Source organism: Baekduia sp. (genome assembly GCF_035685985.1).
Classification (GTDB): Bacteria; Actinomycetota; Thermoleophilia; order Solirubrobacterales; family Solirubrobacteraceae; genus Baekduia.
On record NZ_DASRZV010000030.1, the window covers coordinates 24117 to 41156 of the forward strand.

Annotated in this window: 6 protein-coding genes; 3 read left to right on the top strand and 3 right to left on the bottom strand. The window is 73.8% G+C overall.

Annotated elements, in window-relative coordinates:
* Positions 1-16 precede the first annotated feature (16 nt).
* Together VFG42_RS20460 and VFG42_RS20465 are read right to left on the bottom strand one after the other, a co-directional pair.
* Positions 17-1111 (bottom strand): helix-turn-helix transcriptional regulator, encoded by a 1095-nt coding sequence (locus VFG42_RS20460; RefSeq protein WP_324910651.1) that lies wholly within the window; start codon positions 1109-1111, stop codon positions 17-19.
* On the bottom strand, positions 1108-8862 hold the full coding sequence (locus VFG42_RS20465; protein WP_324910652.1) for a carboxypeptidase regulatory-like domain-containing protein: 7755 nt from the start codon (positions 8860-8862) through the stop codon (positions 1108-1110). The genes VFG42_RS20460 and VFG42_RS20465 overlap by 4 nt, the downstream gene beginning before the upstream one ends.
* A gap of 151 nt (positions 8863-9013) precedes the next feature.
* Between VFG42_RS20465 and VFG42_RS20470 the strand changes: the two genes are divergently transcribed.
* Complete coding sequence (locus tag VFG42_RS20470; protein ID WP_324910653.1) at positions 9014-11542, top strand: Coagulation factor 5/8 type domain-containing protein; 2529 nt, start codon at positions 9014-9016, stop codon at positions 11540-11542.
* On the opposite strand, the gene VFG42_RS20475 is transcribed toward VFG42_RS20470, so the two are convergent.
* Complete coding sequence (locus VFG42_RS20475) at positions 11490-12059, bottom strand: hypothetical protein (RefSeq protein WP_324910654.1); 570 nt, start codon at positions 12057-12059, stop codon at positions 11490-11492. The two genes, VFG42_RS20470 and VFG42_RS20475, sit on opposite strands and share 53 nt — an antisense overlap.
* 102 nt (positions 12060-12161) lie before the next feature.
* On the opposite strand from VFG42_RS20475, the gene VFG42_RS20480 reads away from it, so the two are divergent.
* Both VFG42_RS20480 and leuS read left to right on the top strand, forming a co-directional pair.
* Positions 12162-14489, top strand: coding sequence for an arylsulfatase (locus VFG42_RS20480; RefSeq protein WP_324910655.1), 2328 nt, complete (start codon positions 12162-12164; stop codon positions 14487-14489).
* Between the two features lie 61 nt (positions 14490-14550).
* Positions 14551-17022: a leucine--tRNA ligase gene (leuS, locus tag VFG42_RS20485; RefSeq protein WP_324910656.1), complete on the top strand. Its 2472-nt coding sequence runs from the start codon at positions 14551-14553 to the stop codon at positions 17020-17022.
* Positions 17023-17040: the final 18 nt, after the last annotated feature.

Below are 17040 nucleotides of genomic sequence, written 5' to 3' on the forward strand. Positions count from 1 at the left end.
GCGCCCGCGCCCGCGCTCAGGCGGCGCCGCCGTCGGACAGCTGCGGCAGGCGCACGCCGACCGCCGCCCAGGCGGTCGCGGCCGCGTCGGCGGCGGTGTGGACGTCGAGCTTGGCGTAGGCGTTCTGCAGGTGCGTCTCGACCGTGCGCGGCGAGACGCCCATCAGCTGCGCCGCCTGCGGCCCGCGACGTCCGAGCGCGATCCAGCGCAGGGCCTCGGCCTCGCGGCGGGTCAGGCCGAGGCCCTGCAGCGCGGCCACGCTGAGCCCGCTGGACCCCGGCTCGACGACCAACATGTCCGTGTTGCCTTCCGGGCCCGCCAGGACGCGCAGCGACAGCCGCGTGCCGTCCGCGTCCTCCAGGACCAGCGGCTCGGTGACCGGCGTCCGGGCCGCGCGCCGCTCGGCCAGCCGCGCGACGACGTCCGGCGCGAGCCGGCCGCTGGCGGCGCCCAGGCGCCCGGCCAGCAGGCGCCGCGCGGACGGCGTCGCGAGGTCGACGCGTCCGTGCCCGTCGACGACCAGCACCGCGCTGCCCAGCGTCTCCAGCCCGGCCTCGATCGCCGCGATCGTCGCCCGGCGCGCGCTGGACAGCTCGACCGTCCGGTAGGCGCGGATCAGGTGCGGGCGGGCGGCCGCGACCGTCGCGACCTCCTCGTCAGCGAAGTCGCCCTCGGCGCGGATCAGCGCGATCCCGATCGTCACCGGCGGCCGCGACGGCAGCGTGAAGCCGATCATCGCCTCGACCCCTACATGTCGGTAGAAGTCGGTGTAGACCGGCATCTGGTGCCACGTCGCCCGGTCGACGAAGTCCGAGATCCGCCGCGGCCGCCCGTCGCCGGTCCGCTGGTGGTGCGCCAGGACCGGGTTCTGCGTCACCATCGTCGCGAACCGCTCGGCCATCTCCGGGGTGATCGACAGCGCCGGGTCGGCGATCCACCACGTGCGGTCCGGCTGGTCGTCGAACTCGTTGTAGGACGCGCGGTCGGCGGGCACGGTCTCGCGCAGCTCGGGCAGGATCCCGTGCCGGAACTCGTCGAGGTCCTCGAACGCGTAGGCCGTCCCGATGAGGTTGGCCAGGCGCTGCTCGACGGCGAGCCGGCGCCGGCTCACGGCGAGGTCTTCAGCGTGATCGTCGTCTTCACGGTCTTGGTCGCGGTCCCGGAGCGCAGCGTGAGGGTCAGGGTGGCGGTGATCGTACGGTGCGCGCGCAGGGCGGCCCGTGCGCGGCGCGTCAGCCGGACCGTCAGCTTCCGCGTGCCGCGCGCCGTGAGCTTGATCGAGAGCCCGGACGCCAACGCGGTCGCCCGCTTCTGCCGTGGGAGCCGGCCGGTCAGCGTCGCGCGGCCGGCGATCGCGAAGGCCTCCCGATTGCGCAGCGTCAGCGTGAAGGTCCCGGCGCGGCCGACCCGGCCGGCGGCGATGCCCAGCGGCCGCGTGGAGAAGGCCGGGCCGCGCGGCGTGCCACCGCCGCCGCCACCGCCACCGCCACCGCCGGGCGGCGTCCCGCCACCGGGCGGCGTCCCGCCGCCGTCACCGCCGCCGCCGGGCGGCGGCGCCGTCTCCGCGACCACCGTGTAGCGGCGCGTGACCTCGGCGGCGTGCCCGAGGCGGTCCTCGGCGTGGACGGTGAGCGTGTGGTCCCCGAGCGTCGTCGTGTCCAGCGGCGCGCCCGCCGCGACGCTCCCCGTGCACGCGGCCACGCCCGACCCCGCGTCCGCGCACGCGAAGTCCGCCGCCATCGCCGCGCCTCGCGTCACCCGCGCGCCCTCGGCCGGCGTGCGGACGTCGATCGTCGGCGCGCTCTGGTCGATCCGCACGGTCGCGACCCGCTCCGGCGTCCGGTTGCCCGCGGCGTCGACCCCCGCGTAGCGCAGCGTCGTCACGCCGTCGCGGTCCAGATGCACGGTCGTCGTGTCCCCGGCGACGGTCGCGCCGCCGCTGGTCGCGCCCTCGGCCGACCACACCACGTTGCTCACGCCGAGGCCGTCGGGGTCGTCGACGGCGTCCAGCCGGACGTCCACCGGCCCGTCGCGCCAGCCGTCCTTGGCCGCCGCGCCGGTGATCGTCGCCACGGCGCTCGGCGCCGTGCTGTCGCACCGCCGCACGTCCACCGTCTTGTCCGGCTCGGTCGGCGGCGCCTCGACCAGGCCGACCGCGTCGCGTGCCGTCGAGAAGAAGGCGTAGGTGTGGCCCGTCGCGCCGCCGGTGAACGTCCCGCTCGTGGCGGTCGTGCCCAACACGAAGGGCTTGGGCGCGCCGCCGTCGGCGGAGACCCAGACGTCGTAGGTCGCGAGCCCGGCGCCGACGTCGCCGCCGCTCCAGCTCACCTGCACCTCCGGCCGGCACGACGCCGTCCCCGCACCCGGCTGCGCCGCCGCGCTCACCGCGCTGGTCGGCGGCGTGACGTCGATGGTGTTGGTGTGCGTCGGCGTGTCGATGACCGCGTTGGCGTCGAAGACGATCGACGCCTGGGCGGTGATCGTCGTGCCGTGGGCGAGGCCGTCCTTGGCGCGCGCCCGGTAGGCGGCGTAGCCCTGGCCGTCGCCGCTGCCGTCCTCGGGCGGCAGGAAGCCCTTGGTCGGGCTGGTCTCGGTCTCGCCGGTGCGGGGGTCGATCGACGTGATCGTCCAGCGCAGCGCGCGCGCCGCGCGGTCCAGGCGGCCGTCGACGCGGACGAGGTCGCCGTCGGCCGACGGCACGTCGCCGTGGTAGCTCTGGCGCCCGGCCGGGACCGTCACGGTGGTCTTGCCCCAGCCGACGTCGCCCAGCTCGACGCTGTCGAGGTCGACGCCGGCGTCGAGCGGCGCGTCGATCTGCACCAGCACGGCGGGCGCGGTGGCCAGCGGCAGGTTCTGCGGGTTGTGCTCCGAGCCCGGCCCGAGGTTCTCGAAGCGCACCTGGTAGGCCAGGTCCTGCCCGGCCGGGATCCAGCCCTGGGCGCCGACGCCCCGCGGGCCGAGGAGGTCGTTGGGGTCGCCCGGCATCACGTTGTCGGCCGAGCCCGAGCCCGAGCCCGACGGCTTCGGGAGGTCGTCGTCATGGGGATCGGGGCACGCCGCGGCGATCGTCCGCAGCCGGTTGGTCAGCTCGTTGATCGTGCGCTGGAGGTCGTAGTAGTGGTTCTCCTGCTCGCGGAACGCGTCGCCGCGGGCGCGGACCTCGTCCGGCAGCGAGGCCATCTCGTCGGCGAGGTCGAAGACGCCCTTCAGCGCCGACAGCGCGGCGAACGCGTCGGAGCCGTGCCCGGACCACGCCGAGACGCCGAGCTCCTGCTGGTAGGCGGCGGCCGTCTGGAGCACGTCGGCGAGGCCGTCGCGGACCGCCCAGACGTCGACCGACTCGCCCGCGCGGTTGCGGCCGACCGCCCCGGTGAGCTGGTTGGACAGCGTCTGGATCGCGTTGGCCACCGAGCCCGGCAGCGGGGTGTCCATGCCCCGGATCGTGCTGTTGAGCGAGACCAGCGCCAGCGTCGCCTTCGCGCCGACGTCGCTGGCCTTCAGCAGGTAGTTGGCGACGTCGAGCCGATCCTGGATGCGCAGCAGGTCCCACGCGGAGTAGTAGGAGTCCCAGGCCCGCGACAGCGCGGTCGCGTAGCGCGAGATGATGGCCTTCATCCGGTTGCCCGCCGGGCACGGCTCCGTGAGCGCGATCCTGGTGTAGTCGTACTCGTGGTGGGCGCGGTGCCAGGGCGTCTGCTTGGGCTCGGGCAGCCCCGACCACGTGACCATCGGCGGCCGGTCGAGCGGGTTCTCGACGTCGACGGGCTCGACGACCTCGACCGTGCCGGGGTCGCCCGCGTCGCGGCGCGCGGTGAGGCGCGCGGCGACCGACAGCGCCCGCGTGGTCGTCGCCGCGCCCGGGACGGTGGTCCGGACGGCGTAGTCGCCGGCGCGCAGGAGCCCGCTGGACGCGGTGCCGTCGGCGCCCGTGAAGACGCTGCGCAGGACCGTGCCGGTCGCGGGGTCGACGACGTCGAGGCGCGCGTTGGCGATGCCGTCGCCGCTCAGCGTCCGGGCGCTGCCGCCGGTCGTCAGCGCGACGTCGGCGGTCGTCGTTCCGCCGGCGGTCAGCGTGGCGGTGGACCGCAGCGGCGCGAGGCCGCCGCCGACCGTCCACAGCGTCGCGGCGCCGGCGGGCAACCCCGGGATCGTGTATTTGCCGTCCGCGCCGGTGTCGGCGCGGCGCGTCTCGCCCGCCACCGCCACGGTGACGGTGGCGTTGGGCAGCGGCGCGCCCGCCGCCGTGACCGTGCCGGCGACGGTCGCGCCGGCGGGCAGCGCGAGCGCCGCCGTCGCCCCGGAGGCGGTGGTCGTCGCCGGCGCGCGCGTCGCGGACACGGCGCGCACGCTGACGCTCCCGGACGGCAGGCCGCCGAACGTCGCCTGGCCGTCGGCGTCGGTGCGCAGCAGCAGCGGCACGCCCGCGGTGGCGTCGGTCGTGACCGCGACCATGGCGCCGCCGACGGGCGCGCCGCCGCCGCCGTCGGTGACCGTCACGGTCAGCGCGCGGCCGCCGGTGCGCAGGTCGATCCCCGTCTGAGCGCGGCCCGCGGTGACGGCCAGCTCGGCGCCGACCGCCAGGCCGCCGGCCGCGGTCCGGCCGACCAGGTTGTAGGTGCCGGAGCGCAGCACCGGGAAGGCGAAGCCGCCGTCGGCCGCCGTCCTGCGCGTCGAGACGACCTGGCCGGCGCGCAGCAGCGTGACCGTGCCCGGCTGGGCGGTGCCGCCGCTGGTGCGCAGGCGGCCCGCGAGCGTGGCGACGTCGGCGGTCAGGTCGGCGGTCGCCGCGCCGCCGTTGCCGACCGTCACGTGCCGGGCACCCGGGTCCGCCGTCGGCTCGCGGCCGACGCCGACCGTGTAGGCGCCGTCGGCCAGCGGGCGCAGCGTGAACGTCCCGTCGGAGCCGGTGACCGCGACGGCCGCGTTGTAGCCGCGCGTGTTGCCCGCGCCGGCGGCGGGCGGGGCGGAGGCGGTCACCGCGACGCCCGCGACCGGCTCGCCGTCGGCGTCGCGCAGGCGGCCGCTGATGCGACCGTCCGGCGGCGCCGCGTCGTCGCCGCCGACCTCCTGCTCGACCAGGCCGTCGGCGTAGACCGCGGCGCGGAGGTTCAGCGTGGCGTGCGCGGTCGAGGTCGTCGACTGGAAGCGCACGACGACCGAGCGCGTCTCGCCCGCGGGGATGACGTTGCCGCCGCCCCACGCGGTCCACAGCGCCGCGAGGTCGTCGTCGGCGAGGTCGAGCGTGTCGTGGAAGGCGGCCTGGCTCTCGCTGCGGACCTGGACGCTGTCGCCGGTGACGCGCAGCAGCCCGACGGGCGCGTCGGAGTTGCCCTCGTTGCGCACCGAGACGACCGCCGAGCCCGGCCAGCCGTAGCGCAGGCTCGACGGGGTCGAGACCGTCACGGCCAGGCGCGGCGCGACCGCGGCGGCGACGGTCAGCGCGCCCGTCGCCGTGGCCGTCGCGCCAGCGCCACCGCCGCCGCCCGGCGCGGTCACGCGCACGTCCCACGCGCCGCGCGCGGCGCCGTCGAGGTCGACGCGCGCGGCCAGGCGGGTGCCGTCGGCGGCCGCGCCGACGATCGTCGCCGCGCGCTCCGGCGAGCCGCCGCGGCGCAGCGTGACCGTGTCGCCCGCGGCCAGGCCGCCGCCGGTGATCGTCAGCGTCGTCGCCCCGCCGTCGCCCGCCGCGCCCGGCGCGACGCTGGTGATCCCGAGGTCGTCGGCGAGGATCGTGCCGACGGCGCGCGCGACGCCCAGCAGCGCGCCGACCGGGTGGGTGAGGCGCAGCAGCAGCTGCTCGGCGCCCTCGACCTCGGTGTCGCCGACGACCTTCACGACCACGGTCTTGTCGGTCTCGCCGGGCGCGAAGGTCAGCGTGCCCGACTGCGCCGCGTAGTCGCCGGGCGCGACCGCCGTGTCGTCGACGGTCGCGTAGTCGACGCTGACCGGCTGCGCCGAGGCGGCCGACAGCGTGACGTGGAACACGAGGTCGCTGGTGCCGCTGTCGCCCTCGGCGACCTGGGCGTCGGCCACGCTCACGCGCACGGCCGGGCCGGCCGAGGCGATGGCCTTGAGCGTCGCGCCGGTGGCGGTGTACTCGACCGCGTAGGGCCCGCTGTCGTCACCGCTGAGCGACGCCCACTGGCCGCTGCGCGACTCGGCCTTGAGGATCTCGAAGCGGTCGGGCGTCGCGCTGTCGGGCCGGAAGCCCGCGCCGGTGGCGATGTCCAGCTCGCCGTCCAGCGTCGCCGGGCCCTCGACCGTCATCTGGTCGTAGCCGGTGCCTGCCGCGCGGCCGTTGACGCCGACGCTCAGCGTGCCGGTCGCGGTCTGGGTGTAGGAGGTCTGGCGGACGTGCTGGTACTCGGTCGTGTCCTTCAGCGCCAGCGTCGCGTAGGGCTGGTCGGCGGTCCCGACCCGCAGGACGCCGCCGCGGTTGAGCACCGGCGCGTACAGCGCGCCGGCGCCGGAGAACGTGCCGCCCGCGAGGTCGACCTTGCAGTTGGCGGGCTTGGTGGGGCAGTCGCGGGGGATGAGGAGCGAGCCGCCGGCGAGCGTCGTCGCGCCGCCGGTCTGCCGGAAGCCGCCCCAGGTGGTGACGCCGGCGGTGATCCGCAGCGTGCCGCCGGTGACCTTCAGCGCCGGCTCGTCGCCGTCGTTGCCGTCGATGGCCGTGAGGTCGCCGTCGAGCTGCGTGCTGCCGCCCGCCGCGGTGATCACGCCGAGGTTCAGCGAGCGGCCGCCGCCGGGGACGACGCGCAGCGTGCCCTTGTTGGTCAGCTCGTCGCCGCGCAGGCCGGCCGAGTAGCCGCCGAGGTCGTCGAGCAGGACCGTGCCGTTGTTGGTGTGGGCGCCCGCCAGCTCGAGCGTCGCGCCGCCGTACGTCGACTCGCCGTGGACGTCGACGGTCGTCCCGGGCGCGACGTCGCCGACCAGCCGCGCCGCGCGGGCCTCGAACGTCGGCGAGCCGGTGCCCGACGGGTCCAGGCGGACCCAGGAGGCGTGGGCGGACTGGAGCGTGACGCGCCCGACGACCGTGCCCGCCGTGTGCCGGTGCAGGCCGTCGGACTGCGTGAAGCCGCCGCCGGTGGTGATCGTGCCGCCGGTCTGCGTGAAGCCGAGGTCCGACGTGCCGTCGACGGACAGCGAGCCGGTCGGGTCGATGGCGATCGTCCCCGCCGAGGTGTGCTGGACGGCGACGCCGTAGTTGCGCAGGTAGAGGCGGGCGCTCGGGCCGACGTCGACCGTGCCCGCGGCCGCGTTGGTCAGCTGCGGGCTGACGAAGCGGTTGCCGCCGGTGCCCTGGCGCGCCTCGACGCGGCCGTTGTTGGTGAGGTTGCGCAGCGCGCCGTCGTCGGAGATCGCGGCGTCGTAGGCGTAGTCGTTGGCGCCCATCCGGATCGTGCCGTCGTTGGTGCGGTCGGCGGTCAGCCGGAGGTAGGCGCTGCCGACGTCGGCGCGGGCGGAGACGTCGATCGTCGCCGCGGCGTTGACGTTGCCGACGAGGTCGATCTGGCCGCCGATCTCGTAGTTGGCGGCGCCGGGTCCGGACGGGTCCAGGGCGGGCGAGCCGCGCCGCTGCGCCATGCGCACCGTGCCGTTGATCGTGCCGCCCTGGTGGACGAACGTGCCCGCGCCCTGCTCGAAGGTCCCGTTGTTGGTGAGCGTGCCGCCGGTCTGCGTGAACGTCATCGTCTGCGCGCCGTCGAGGCCGAGCGAGCCGGTCGCGTCGACGGTGATCGTCCCGGCGTCGACGTGGGCGGTGTTGTCGTTGAAGTTGCGCAGGGCGAGCCCGGTGCCGGGACCCACGCTGAGCGACCCGGTGGCCGTGTTGGTGAACGGCACGCCGATCACGCGGCTGCCGCCCGAGCCCTGGACGACCGTCATCGTGCCGGCGTTGGTCAGCCGCTCGGTGCCGCTGTTGCCGACGACGTCGGCGTCCATGGCGTACGTGCCGTCGGTGCGCAGGCTGAGCGTGCCACGGTTGGTGATCGGGCCGCTGAGCACGAGGTGTCCGTAGCCGTTGCCCAGCGGGCCGCCGCCGAGCGAGCGGACGTTCAGGGTCATGTCCTTGGCGATGTCGGAGGCGCTGTAGGCCGAGGAGTTGAGGTCGACGGCGAGCGCGCCGGTGCCCGACAGGTCGAGGACCGGCGCCGGGCTGCCGCCGACGACGCGGACCGGCAGGCCCGTTCCGGTGACGCTCCCCGCGGTGAAGGCGCCGGTGGACATCGGCATGTCGCCGTGGTTGGTGACCGTGCCGGCGGTGAAGCTCACCGCGCTCATCGCCCACCACGACAGCGACGAGGCGATTCCGTCGCTGATGACCTTGCCGCCCGCCGCGTTGGTGAACGTGCCGCCGCCGTTGCCCCAGACCTGCAGCGCGCCGTTGGCGCGCAGGGTCCCGGAGTTCGTGAAGGCGTTGGTCAGCACCTGCGGCGTGGTGGCGATCAGCCCGCTGTCCTCGATCGTGCCCGCGTTGGTGACCGTCGGCGCGTTGAGGTTCGTGCGGCTGACCAGCTGGATCGTGCCGCGGTTGACGACCTCGCCGCTGGAGTACAGCGAGGTGTAGTCGTTCTGGGTGACGACCGTGGCGCCCGCGCCGACGACGAGGCCGGTGATCGCCGGCAGGCCGCCGGGGTAGGTGACGGTGTAGCCGCCCGCCGGCAGGCAGGCGACCTGATTGCTCGGCACGCCCGCCGGCGACCAGTGGGCGCCGTCGCTCCACAGGCCGCTGCCGCCGGTCCACGTCTTGTCACACGAGGGATCGGCGGCCAGCGCCGTGCTCGTGGGGGCGAGGACGAGGCCGGCGACAGCGGCGGCGAGCATCCGTGCGAGGCGGGAGAAGCGACGGTCCGTGTCCATGTCGCGCGAGCGTATAGCCGCCTCGATGCAACGCCGGAAACCGGTCGGTCGGTCTCCGTAAGACCTACGGAGAACCGGTCGCTCGAGCCCGGTCGAAGGTCCAGGTTCGGGCTTGGCGCAAGATTCGGCGGCCCGGCGCGTTGGAGCCCGCATGGGGAGAACGCGGTGGTTCCTGACCGTCGGCCTGTCGATCGCGCTCGTGGCGGGCGGCAGCGGCGCCGTGGGCGCCGCCGCGCCGACGCCCACGCGCTACTCGTTGGTCCACGGCTGCTACGCGCTGACCCAGCACGGCGTGCCCGTCCTCGGCGCCGCGCGCGTCCGCATGCAGGCGACCGCGCTCGGGCGCTACCTGCTCTACACGCCCGACCGCCGCTTCGTCGCCGCGCGGCCGCTCGGCCTGGGCGTCGGCACCGCCGCCACGCCCAGCGACGCCGCCGACTGGCGCGTCGACGAGGCGGGCGCCGGCACCTTCATGTTGACCACCCAGAACGGCGCGGCCACGCTGCGCGACGTCGCCTTCCGCGCCACCGACGGCTGCGCCGACTACCCCGAGGCCGAGCTGGACGCGACCGGCACGCCGTCCAAGGGCGACACGAGCTACGGCCGCGTCTCCGGCCTGCTCGAAGGCCACATGCACTGGATGACCTACCAGTTCCTCGGCGGCCGCTTCCACTGCGGCCGGCCGTGGAGCCCGTACGGCATCCCCTATGCCTTGCCCAACTGCTCGTCGATCGAGGGCCCGCAGGGGCTGCTGGCGCCGATGCAGAACTTCCTCAACTACGGCAACCCCGTCCAGCCGCACGACACGGCCGGCTGGCCGACGCTGGCGTCCTGGACGCCCGAGAACCTCACCTACGAGGGCACCTACTGGAAGTGGATCCAGCGCGCCTGGATGGCGGGCCTGCGCCTGATGGTCATGAGCCCCAACGAGAACCGGATCCTCTGCCTGCTGCAGGTCAACCGCCAGACCGACTGCGACGAGATGGCGACCGTCCGCGGCAGCCTGCAGGCCATCCACGACCTGCAGGACTACGTCGACGCCCAGTCCGGCGGCCCCGGCAAGGGCTTCTTCGAGATCGTCACCGACCCCGAGCAGGCGCGCCGCGTCATCAACCAGGGGCGCATGGCGGTCGTGCTGGAGGTCGAGGTGAGCGAGCCGTTCGGCTGCAGCGGGACGACCGTCCCGACCTGCGACCAGGCCCAGGTCGACCAGCAGCTCGACGAGCTGCACCGCCTCGGCGTGCGCTCGATGCTGTTGTTGAACAAGTTCGACAACCCGCTGACCGGCGTGCGCTTCGACGGCGGACCGGTCGGCCTGCTCATCAACGCGGGCAACCTCGCCAGCGCCGGCTCGTTCTGGAGCGCCCAGACGTGCCAGGGGCCGCTGCACGACAACGACATCTATTCGCCGCTGCCCCAGGTCACCAACCTGGTCGGCTCGCTGTTCTCCGCCGCCGGGCTGCCGTCCGGGATCGCGCCGGCCTACCCGCCGGCGCCGAACTGCAACACGCGCGGGCTGACCGACCTCGGCGCGCACGTCGTGCGGCGGATGATGGACCTGCACATGATCGTCAACCCCGACCACATGAGCCAGGCCGGGGTCGACCGCACGCTCGGCCTGCTGGAGGCGCGCCACTACTCCGGCGTGATCTCGCCCCACGGCTGGATGGATCCCGGCAACTGGCCGCGGATCTGGAAGCTCGGCGGCCTCGCGTTCCCCGGCCACTCGGCGGCCGACGACTACGTGAAGCAGTGGCGGGAGTACCGCCCGCGCCAGACGCCCTACCAGCTCGGCTGGGGCTACGGCGCGGACCTCGGCGGCCTCTCCGAGCAGCCGGGAACGGACGGCGACGGCGGCGGGATCGCCTATCCGTTCAAGGGCCTGGACGGCGCGGTGACCTTCGACCGCCAGAAGACCGGCGACCGCACGTTCGACTACAACGCCGACGGCGTCGCGCACTACGGCCTCTACGCCGACTGGTTCGCCGACCTGCGCCGCGTCGGCGGCGACGCGCTCGTCAAGGACATGATGAGCGGCGCCGAGGCCTACCTGGAGATGTGGGAGCGCGCCGAGGGCGTCGCCACGCCCGGCTGCGCGGACGCGAGCGGCGCGATCGACGCGACCGGCCGCGGCGCGCTGCGCCTCGGGACCGCGTGGGAGGACCTGCTCACGTCCGCGGGCCAGCCCCAGCAGCGCGACCGCGCCTGGAGCTACTGCGTCGGCGGCGCCGGCAACGAGGGTCGCGCCGACGTCGCCGAGCTGACGACCGGCGGCGACGTCGAGCTGGTCGGCAGCACCGCGGCCGGCCGCAGCGCCGGCGGCATCGCGGTCGGCACCCGCGCGGGCGGGACGCCCGGCGCGCCCGCCGCCGTGCGCACGATCCCGCGCCCCGACGGCGGCGCCTGGGCCTACCTGGTCAAGAACGGCGCCGTGGCCGCCGTCGCGACCGCCGCGCCCGCGCTGGCCCGCGACCCGTCCGCGCTGACCGCCGCGATGACCCGCCTGGCCGCGGCCACCGCGACCCAGAGGACCGCGCCGTTCGAGGCCTCCGCCGACCAGGCCGCCCAGCAGGCCGACGGCGCCGCGCCGACCGGGCAGCCGCTGGTCGGCGCGGGGGACGCCCAGGTCACCGCGGCGCTGTCGGCGCTCTGCCACCTCCAGCTCTCGCTCCCGAGCTGATCGGGGGGCGCGCGCCGTCGGCGCGCTCGGCGCTCGCGGCCTCCTCGAGGAGGATGTCGGTGAACAGCCGGTCGGGGTCGGCGACGCCCTCGGCCTCCAGCCGCGCGGCGGTCTCGGGCGAGACGTGCTCGACCTCGCCCGTCAGCTGGATCACGCCCGCGGCGACGATCAGCGTCGCCACCGCGTGCACCGCGAGCGCGATCAGCAGCGCGCCGAACCAGCCGGTGACGATCGAGATGATGGCGCCGACGACGATCGCGGTCAGGAACGTGACGAGGAGCAGGCGCCGGTTGTTGACGATGTCGGCGACGCCCGGCGACCAGCGGCCCGCCTGCTCGACGGGGCTGCGGTGCCGGCCCTCGGGGATCTCGGCGTCGGGGTGGCCGGTCGCCTCGCGCAGCTCTTCGGTGAGCAGCGCCAGCGCCTCCGGCGACAGCGTCCGACCTTCGAAGTCGTGGTGTCGCGTGAAGCGTCGCTCGCGCTGTCGGGGGACGGGCCGGGAACGGTGCTCGAGCATGTTCCGGTGGTACCCGGTGGGGTGGTCGACGCAAGCCTGCGCCGCCGCGTCACTCGGCGCGGGTGAGGCGCCATCACCCCCTGACGGCCGAACGTGGCGCCCATGCCCAAGCGCTTCGACGGGGCCATCGACCTCGACATCCGGAACTCGACGCCCGACTGGTCGCCCTACCTCGCCGAGAGGGCTCCGGAAGGCGCGCCCAACGTCCTGATCATCCTCTACGACGACACCGGCCAGGCCGCGTGGTCGCCGTACGGCGGACGGGTCGAGATGCCGACGCTGCAGCGCCTGGCCGACAACGGCCTGACCTACACGCAATGGCACACGACCGCGCTCTGCGGACCGACGCGCTCGTGCTTCCTCACCGGTCGCACCCACCACCAGAACGGGTTCGCGACGATCGCCGAGAGCGCGACGGGGTTCCCGGGCAACAACACGCACATCCCGATGGAGAACGCGTTCTGTGCCGAGGTGCTGCGCCAGGCGGGGTGGGGGACGTTCTGGGTCGGCAAGAACCACAACGTGCCGGTCGACGAGTTCGACATCGGGGCCACGAAGCGCAACTGGCCGCTGGCCCGCGGCTTCGACCGCTTCTACGGCTTCATCGGCGGCGAGACCAACCAGTGGTATCCCGACCTCGCCGAGGACAACCACTTCGTGGACCAGCCCTACCGGCCCGAGGACGGCTACCACCTCTCCAAGGACCTGGCCGACAAGGCCATCGAGTACCTCTCGGACCTCAAGCAGTCCCAGCCGGACAAGCCGTTCTACATGTTCTACTGCCCGGGCGCCAACCACGCCCCGCACCACGCGCCCCGGGAGTACATCGACAAGTACAAGGGCCGGTTCGACGACGGCTACGAGGCCTACCGCGACTGGGTCCTGGAGCGGATGAAGGCGCGCGGCGTGGTCCCCGACGACACCGAGCTCACGCCGCTGAACCCGATGCCCGAGGGCACGACGTCGCCCGCCGACATGGTGCGGCCGTGGGCGACGCTCAGCGACGACGAGCAGGCGCTGTTCTGCCGGATGGCCGAGGTCTACGCGGCCTACTCGGAGTACACCGACGTGGAGACCGGGCGGCTGATCGCCTACCTGGAGGAGACCGGCCAGCTCGACAACACGCTGATCTTCTACGCGGCCGACAACGGGGCCTCGGGCGAGGGCAGCCCGGACGGGTCGGTCAACGAGAACAACTTCTTCAACGGCTGGCCCGACAGCATCGAGCAGAACATCAAGATGCTCGACCGGCTCGGCTCGCCCGACACCTACAACCACTACCCGACGGGCTGGGCGGTCGCGTTCTCGACGCCGTACCGCATGTTCAAGCGCTACAGCTACCAGGGCGGCGTCTGCGATCCGCTGATCGTCCACTGGCCCAAGGGCATCGAGGCCCGGGGCGAGGTCCGCGACCAGTACCACCACGCGATCGACATCGTCCCGACGATCCTCGAGGCCTGCGGCGTCGAGATGCCCGACGTCGTGCTCGGCTACGAGCAGACGCCGCTGCCCGGCCAAGCGATGAACTACTCCTTCGACGACGCCCAGGCGCCGACGACCAAGAGGATCCAGTACTACGAGATGCTCGGGACGCGGGCCCTCTGGAAGGACGGCTGGAAGGTCGTCGCCGAGCACGGCCCGATGCCGGCCGACATCGGCCACTTCGACCAGGACACGTGGCAGCTGTTCCACACCGACGTCGACCGCGCCGAGGCCCACGACCTCGCGGGCGAGCACCCCGACATGGTTCGGCACCTGGTGTCGCTGTGGTTCAACGAGGCGGGCAAGTACGACGTGCTGCCGCTGAGCGACCTCGGGATCCTCGAGTACCTCAAGTACGAGTTCCAGGCGCCGGTCCCGCCGGACGGGATCTACACCTACTACCCGCGCACGTCCGAGGTGCCCGAGCGCTCCGCCGCGGCGATCCGCGGGCGCTCGTGGAAGATCCTCGGCGAGGTCGAGGTCGGCGACGGGTGCGAGGGCGTGATCATCGCGCAGGGCTCGCGCTTCGGCGGCTACTCGCTGTTCGTCAAGGACGGCCGGCTGCACTACGTCAACAACTTCATCGGGATCCCGCCCGAGCAGCACCTGGTCTCCGACGGGCCGGTGCCGACGGGCCGGCACGTCCTCGGCGTGTCGTTCGACAAGGAGTCGACCGGCGACCGCGGCGAGGCGCACGGCACCGCGCGGCTGTGGATCGACGAGCGGCCGGTCGCCGAGGCGCCGCTGCGCACCCAGCCCGGGCATTTCGCGCTGTGCGGCGAGGGCCTCTGCGTCGGGCGCGACGGCGGCGACGCCGTCAGCCAGGAGTACGCCGGCTCGCCGTTCCCGTTCGCCGGCGGGCGGGTCGTCAAGGTGACGATCGACCTCGCCGACGACGCCTACGTCGACCGCGAGCGCGAGCTGGCCGCCGCGATGGCGCGGGACTGAGACGCGTGCGGGGGCTCACCCTTGGATCGGCAAAACGGTCCCTCGCTGTAGCCTCCAGAACGTGGCCGAACATCGCTACGACCCCAAGGAGATCGAGCCCCGCTGGCAGCGGGTCTGGGCCGACGAGCGAACGTGGGAGGTGTCCAACGACGCCGTCCTCGCCGACGCGTCGGACAAGTCCTACGTGTTGGAGATGCTCCCGTACCCCAGCGGCGAGCCGCACATCGGCCACCTGAAGGTCTACTCGGTGGGCGACGCGGTCGCGCACTTCCACCGCCGCACGGGCAAGCGCGTGCTGCACCCGATGGGCTACGACGCGTTCGGCCTGCCCGCCGAGAACCACGCGATCCGCACCGGCCAGCACCCGCGCGAGTCCACCGACGCCGCGATCCGCTCGTTCCAGAAGCAGTTCCGCGAGTGGGGGATCTCGATCGACTGGTCGCGCGAGCTGGCCACGCACGAGCCGTCCTACTACCGCTGGACGCAGTGGATCTTCCTGCGGATGTTCGAGCGCGGTCTGGCCTACCGCAAGGACGCCGCGGTCAAGTGGTGTCCCAACGACGCGACGGTCCTGGCCAACGAGCAGGTCGTCGACGGGCGCTGCGAGCGCTGCGGCCACGAGGTCGAGGTCCGCCAGCTGGAGCAGTGGTTCTTCCGGATCACCGACTACGCCGACGAGCTGGTCGACAACCTCGACAACATCGCCTGGCCCGAGCACGTCAAGACGATGCAGCGCAACTGGATCGGGCGCTCGGAGGGCGCCGAGGTCACGTTCCGCTGCGACGAGCTGGACATCGACTACCCGGTCTTCACCACGCGCCCGGACACCTTGTTCGGCGCGACGTTCTTCGTGATGGCGCCCGAGCACCCCGACATCGAGCGGCTGATCGCCGGCACGGGGCGCGAGGAGGAGGTCCGCGCCTACGTCAACCACGCGGTCGGCGAGTCGCTGGAGGAGCGCGGCAACGTCGAGAAGCCCAAGACCGGCGTCTTCCTCGGCCGCCACGTCGTCAACCCGGTCAACGGCGAGCGGCTGCCGATGTACGTCGCCGACTACGTGCTGATGGAGTACGGCACCGGCGCGATCATGGCGGTTCCGGGGCACGACGAGCGCGACTTCGCGTTCGCGCGCGCGTACGACCTGCCGGTGCGGCGCGTGGTCGAGGACCCGGAGGGCTCCGACGAGCTGCCGTTCACGGGCCGGGGCCCGCTGGTCAACTCGCACCCGGACTTCGACGGGCTCTACAAGGAAGAGGCGCTGGAGCGGATCGTCGACTGGCTGGACCGCGAGGGCAAGGGCCACCGGTCCGTCAACTACCGCCTGCGCGACTGGCTGCTGTCGCGGCAGCGCTACTGGGGCTGCCCGATCCCGATCGTCCACTGCGAGACGTGCGGGATGGTGCCGGTGCCGGCGTCCGACCTGCCCGTGCCGCTGCCGGACATCACCGACTACAAGCCCAAGGGCCGCTCGCCGCTGGCCGCCGCCGAGGACTGGGTCAACACGACCTGCCCGTCGTGCGGCGGCGCCGCGCGGCGCGAGACCGACACGATGGACACGTTCGTGGACTCGTCGTGGTACTTCCTGCGCTACACGGACTCGCACAACGACGCGGCGGCGTGGGACCCGGCGGTCCTGAACCACTGGAGCCCGGTCGACCAGTACATCGGCGGCGTCGAGCACGCGATCCTGCACCTGCTGTACGCGCGGTTCTTCATCAAGGCCCTGCGCGACATGGGGCACTTGGCCTTCGACGAGCCGTTCGCGCGGCTGTTCACGCAGGGGATGATCACCAAGGACGGGGCGAAGATGTCCAAGTCCAAGGGCAACGTGGTCGCCCCGGCGCCGATCGTCGAGAAGTTCGGGTCCGACACCGCCAGGGCCTACATCCTGTTCATCGGCCCGCCCGACCAGGACGCCGACTGGGCCGACAGCGGGGTGGAGGGCATGCACCGCTTCCTGTCGCGGCTGTGGCGCGTCAGCGCGGAGGCGGCCGACGAGCTGCCCGACGCGCCGGTGCCCGACGACGACCAGCTCAACGCCGACGCGCTGCGGATCGTCCGCAAGGCGCACTGGGCGATCGACAAGGTCACCAACGACATGGACCAGCGGTTCGCCTTCAACACGGCGATCGCCGCGGTCCGCGAGCTGTTCAACGAGGTGACGGCCGAGAAGCGCGGGGACGCCGACGCGGGGAGCGTGCGCTTCGCGCTGGCGACCGCGTCGTCGCTGCTGTTCCCGTTCGCGCCGCACGTGACGACCGACGCCTATCACCTGCTGACCGGGCGTCGCGTGTGGGAGGAGCCGTGGCCGGCGGCCGACCCGCGCTTCCTGGAGGCCGACACGTTCGAGCTGGTCGTCCAGGTCAACGGCAAGGTCCGCGATCGCGTCGAGGCGCCGTCGGGCGCGTCGAAGGACGAGCTGCTGTCGCTGGCCCGCGGGCTGCCCAACGTGATCGCCCACGTCGACGGCAAGGACGTGGTCAAGGAGATCGTCGTCCCGGGCAAGCTCGTCAACGTCGTCGTCCGCGGCTGACCCGCGGCACTCTCGCGC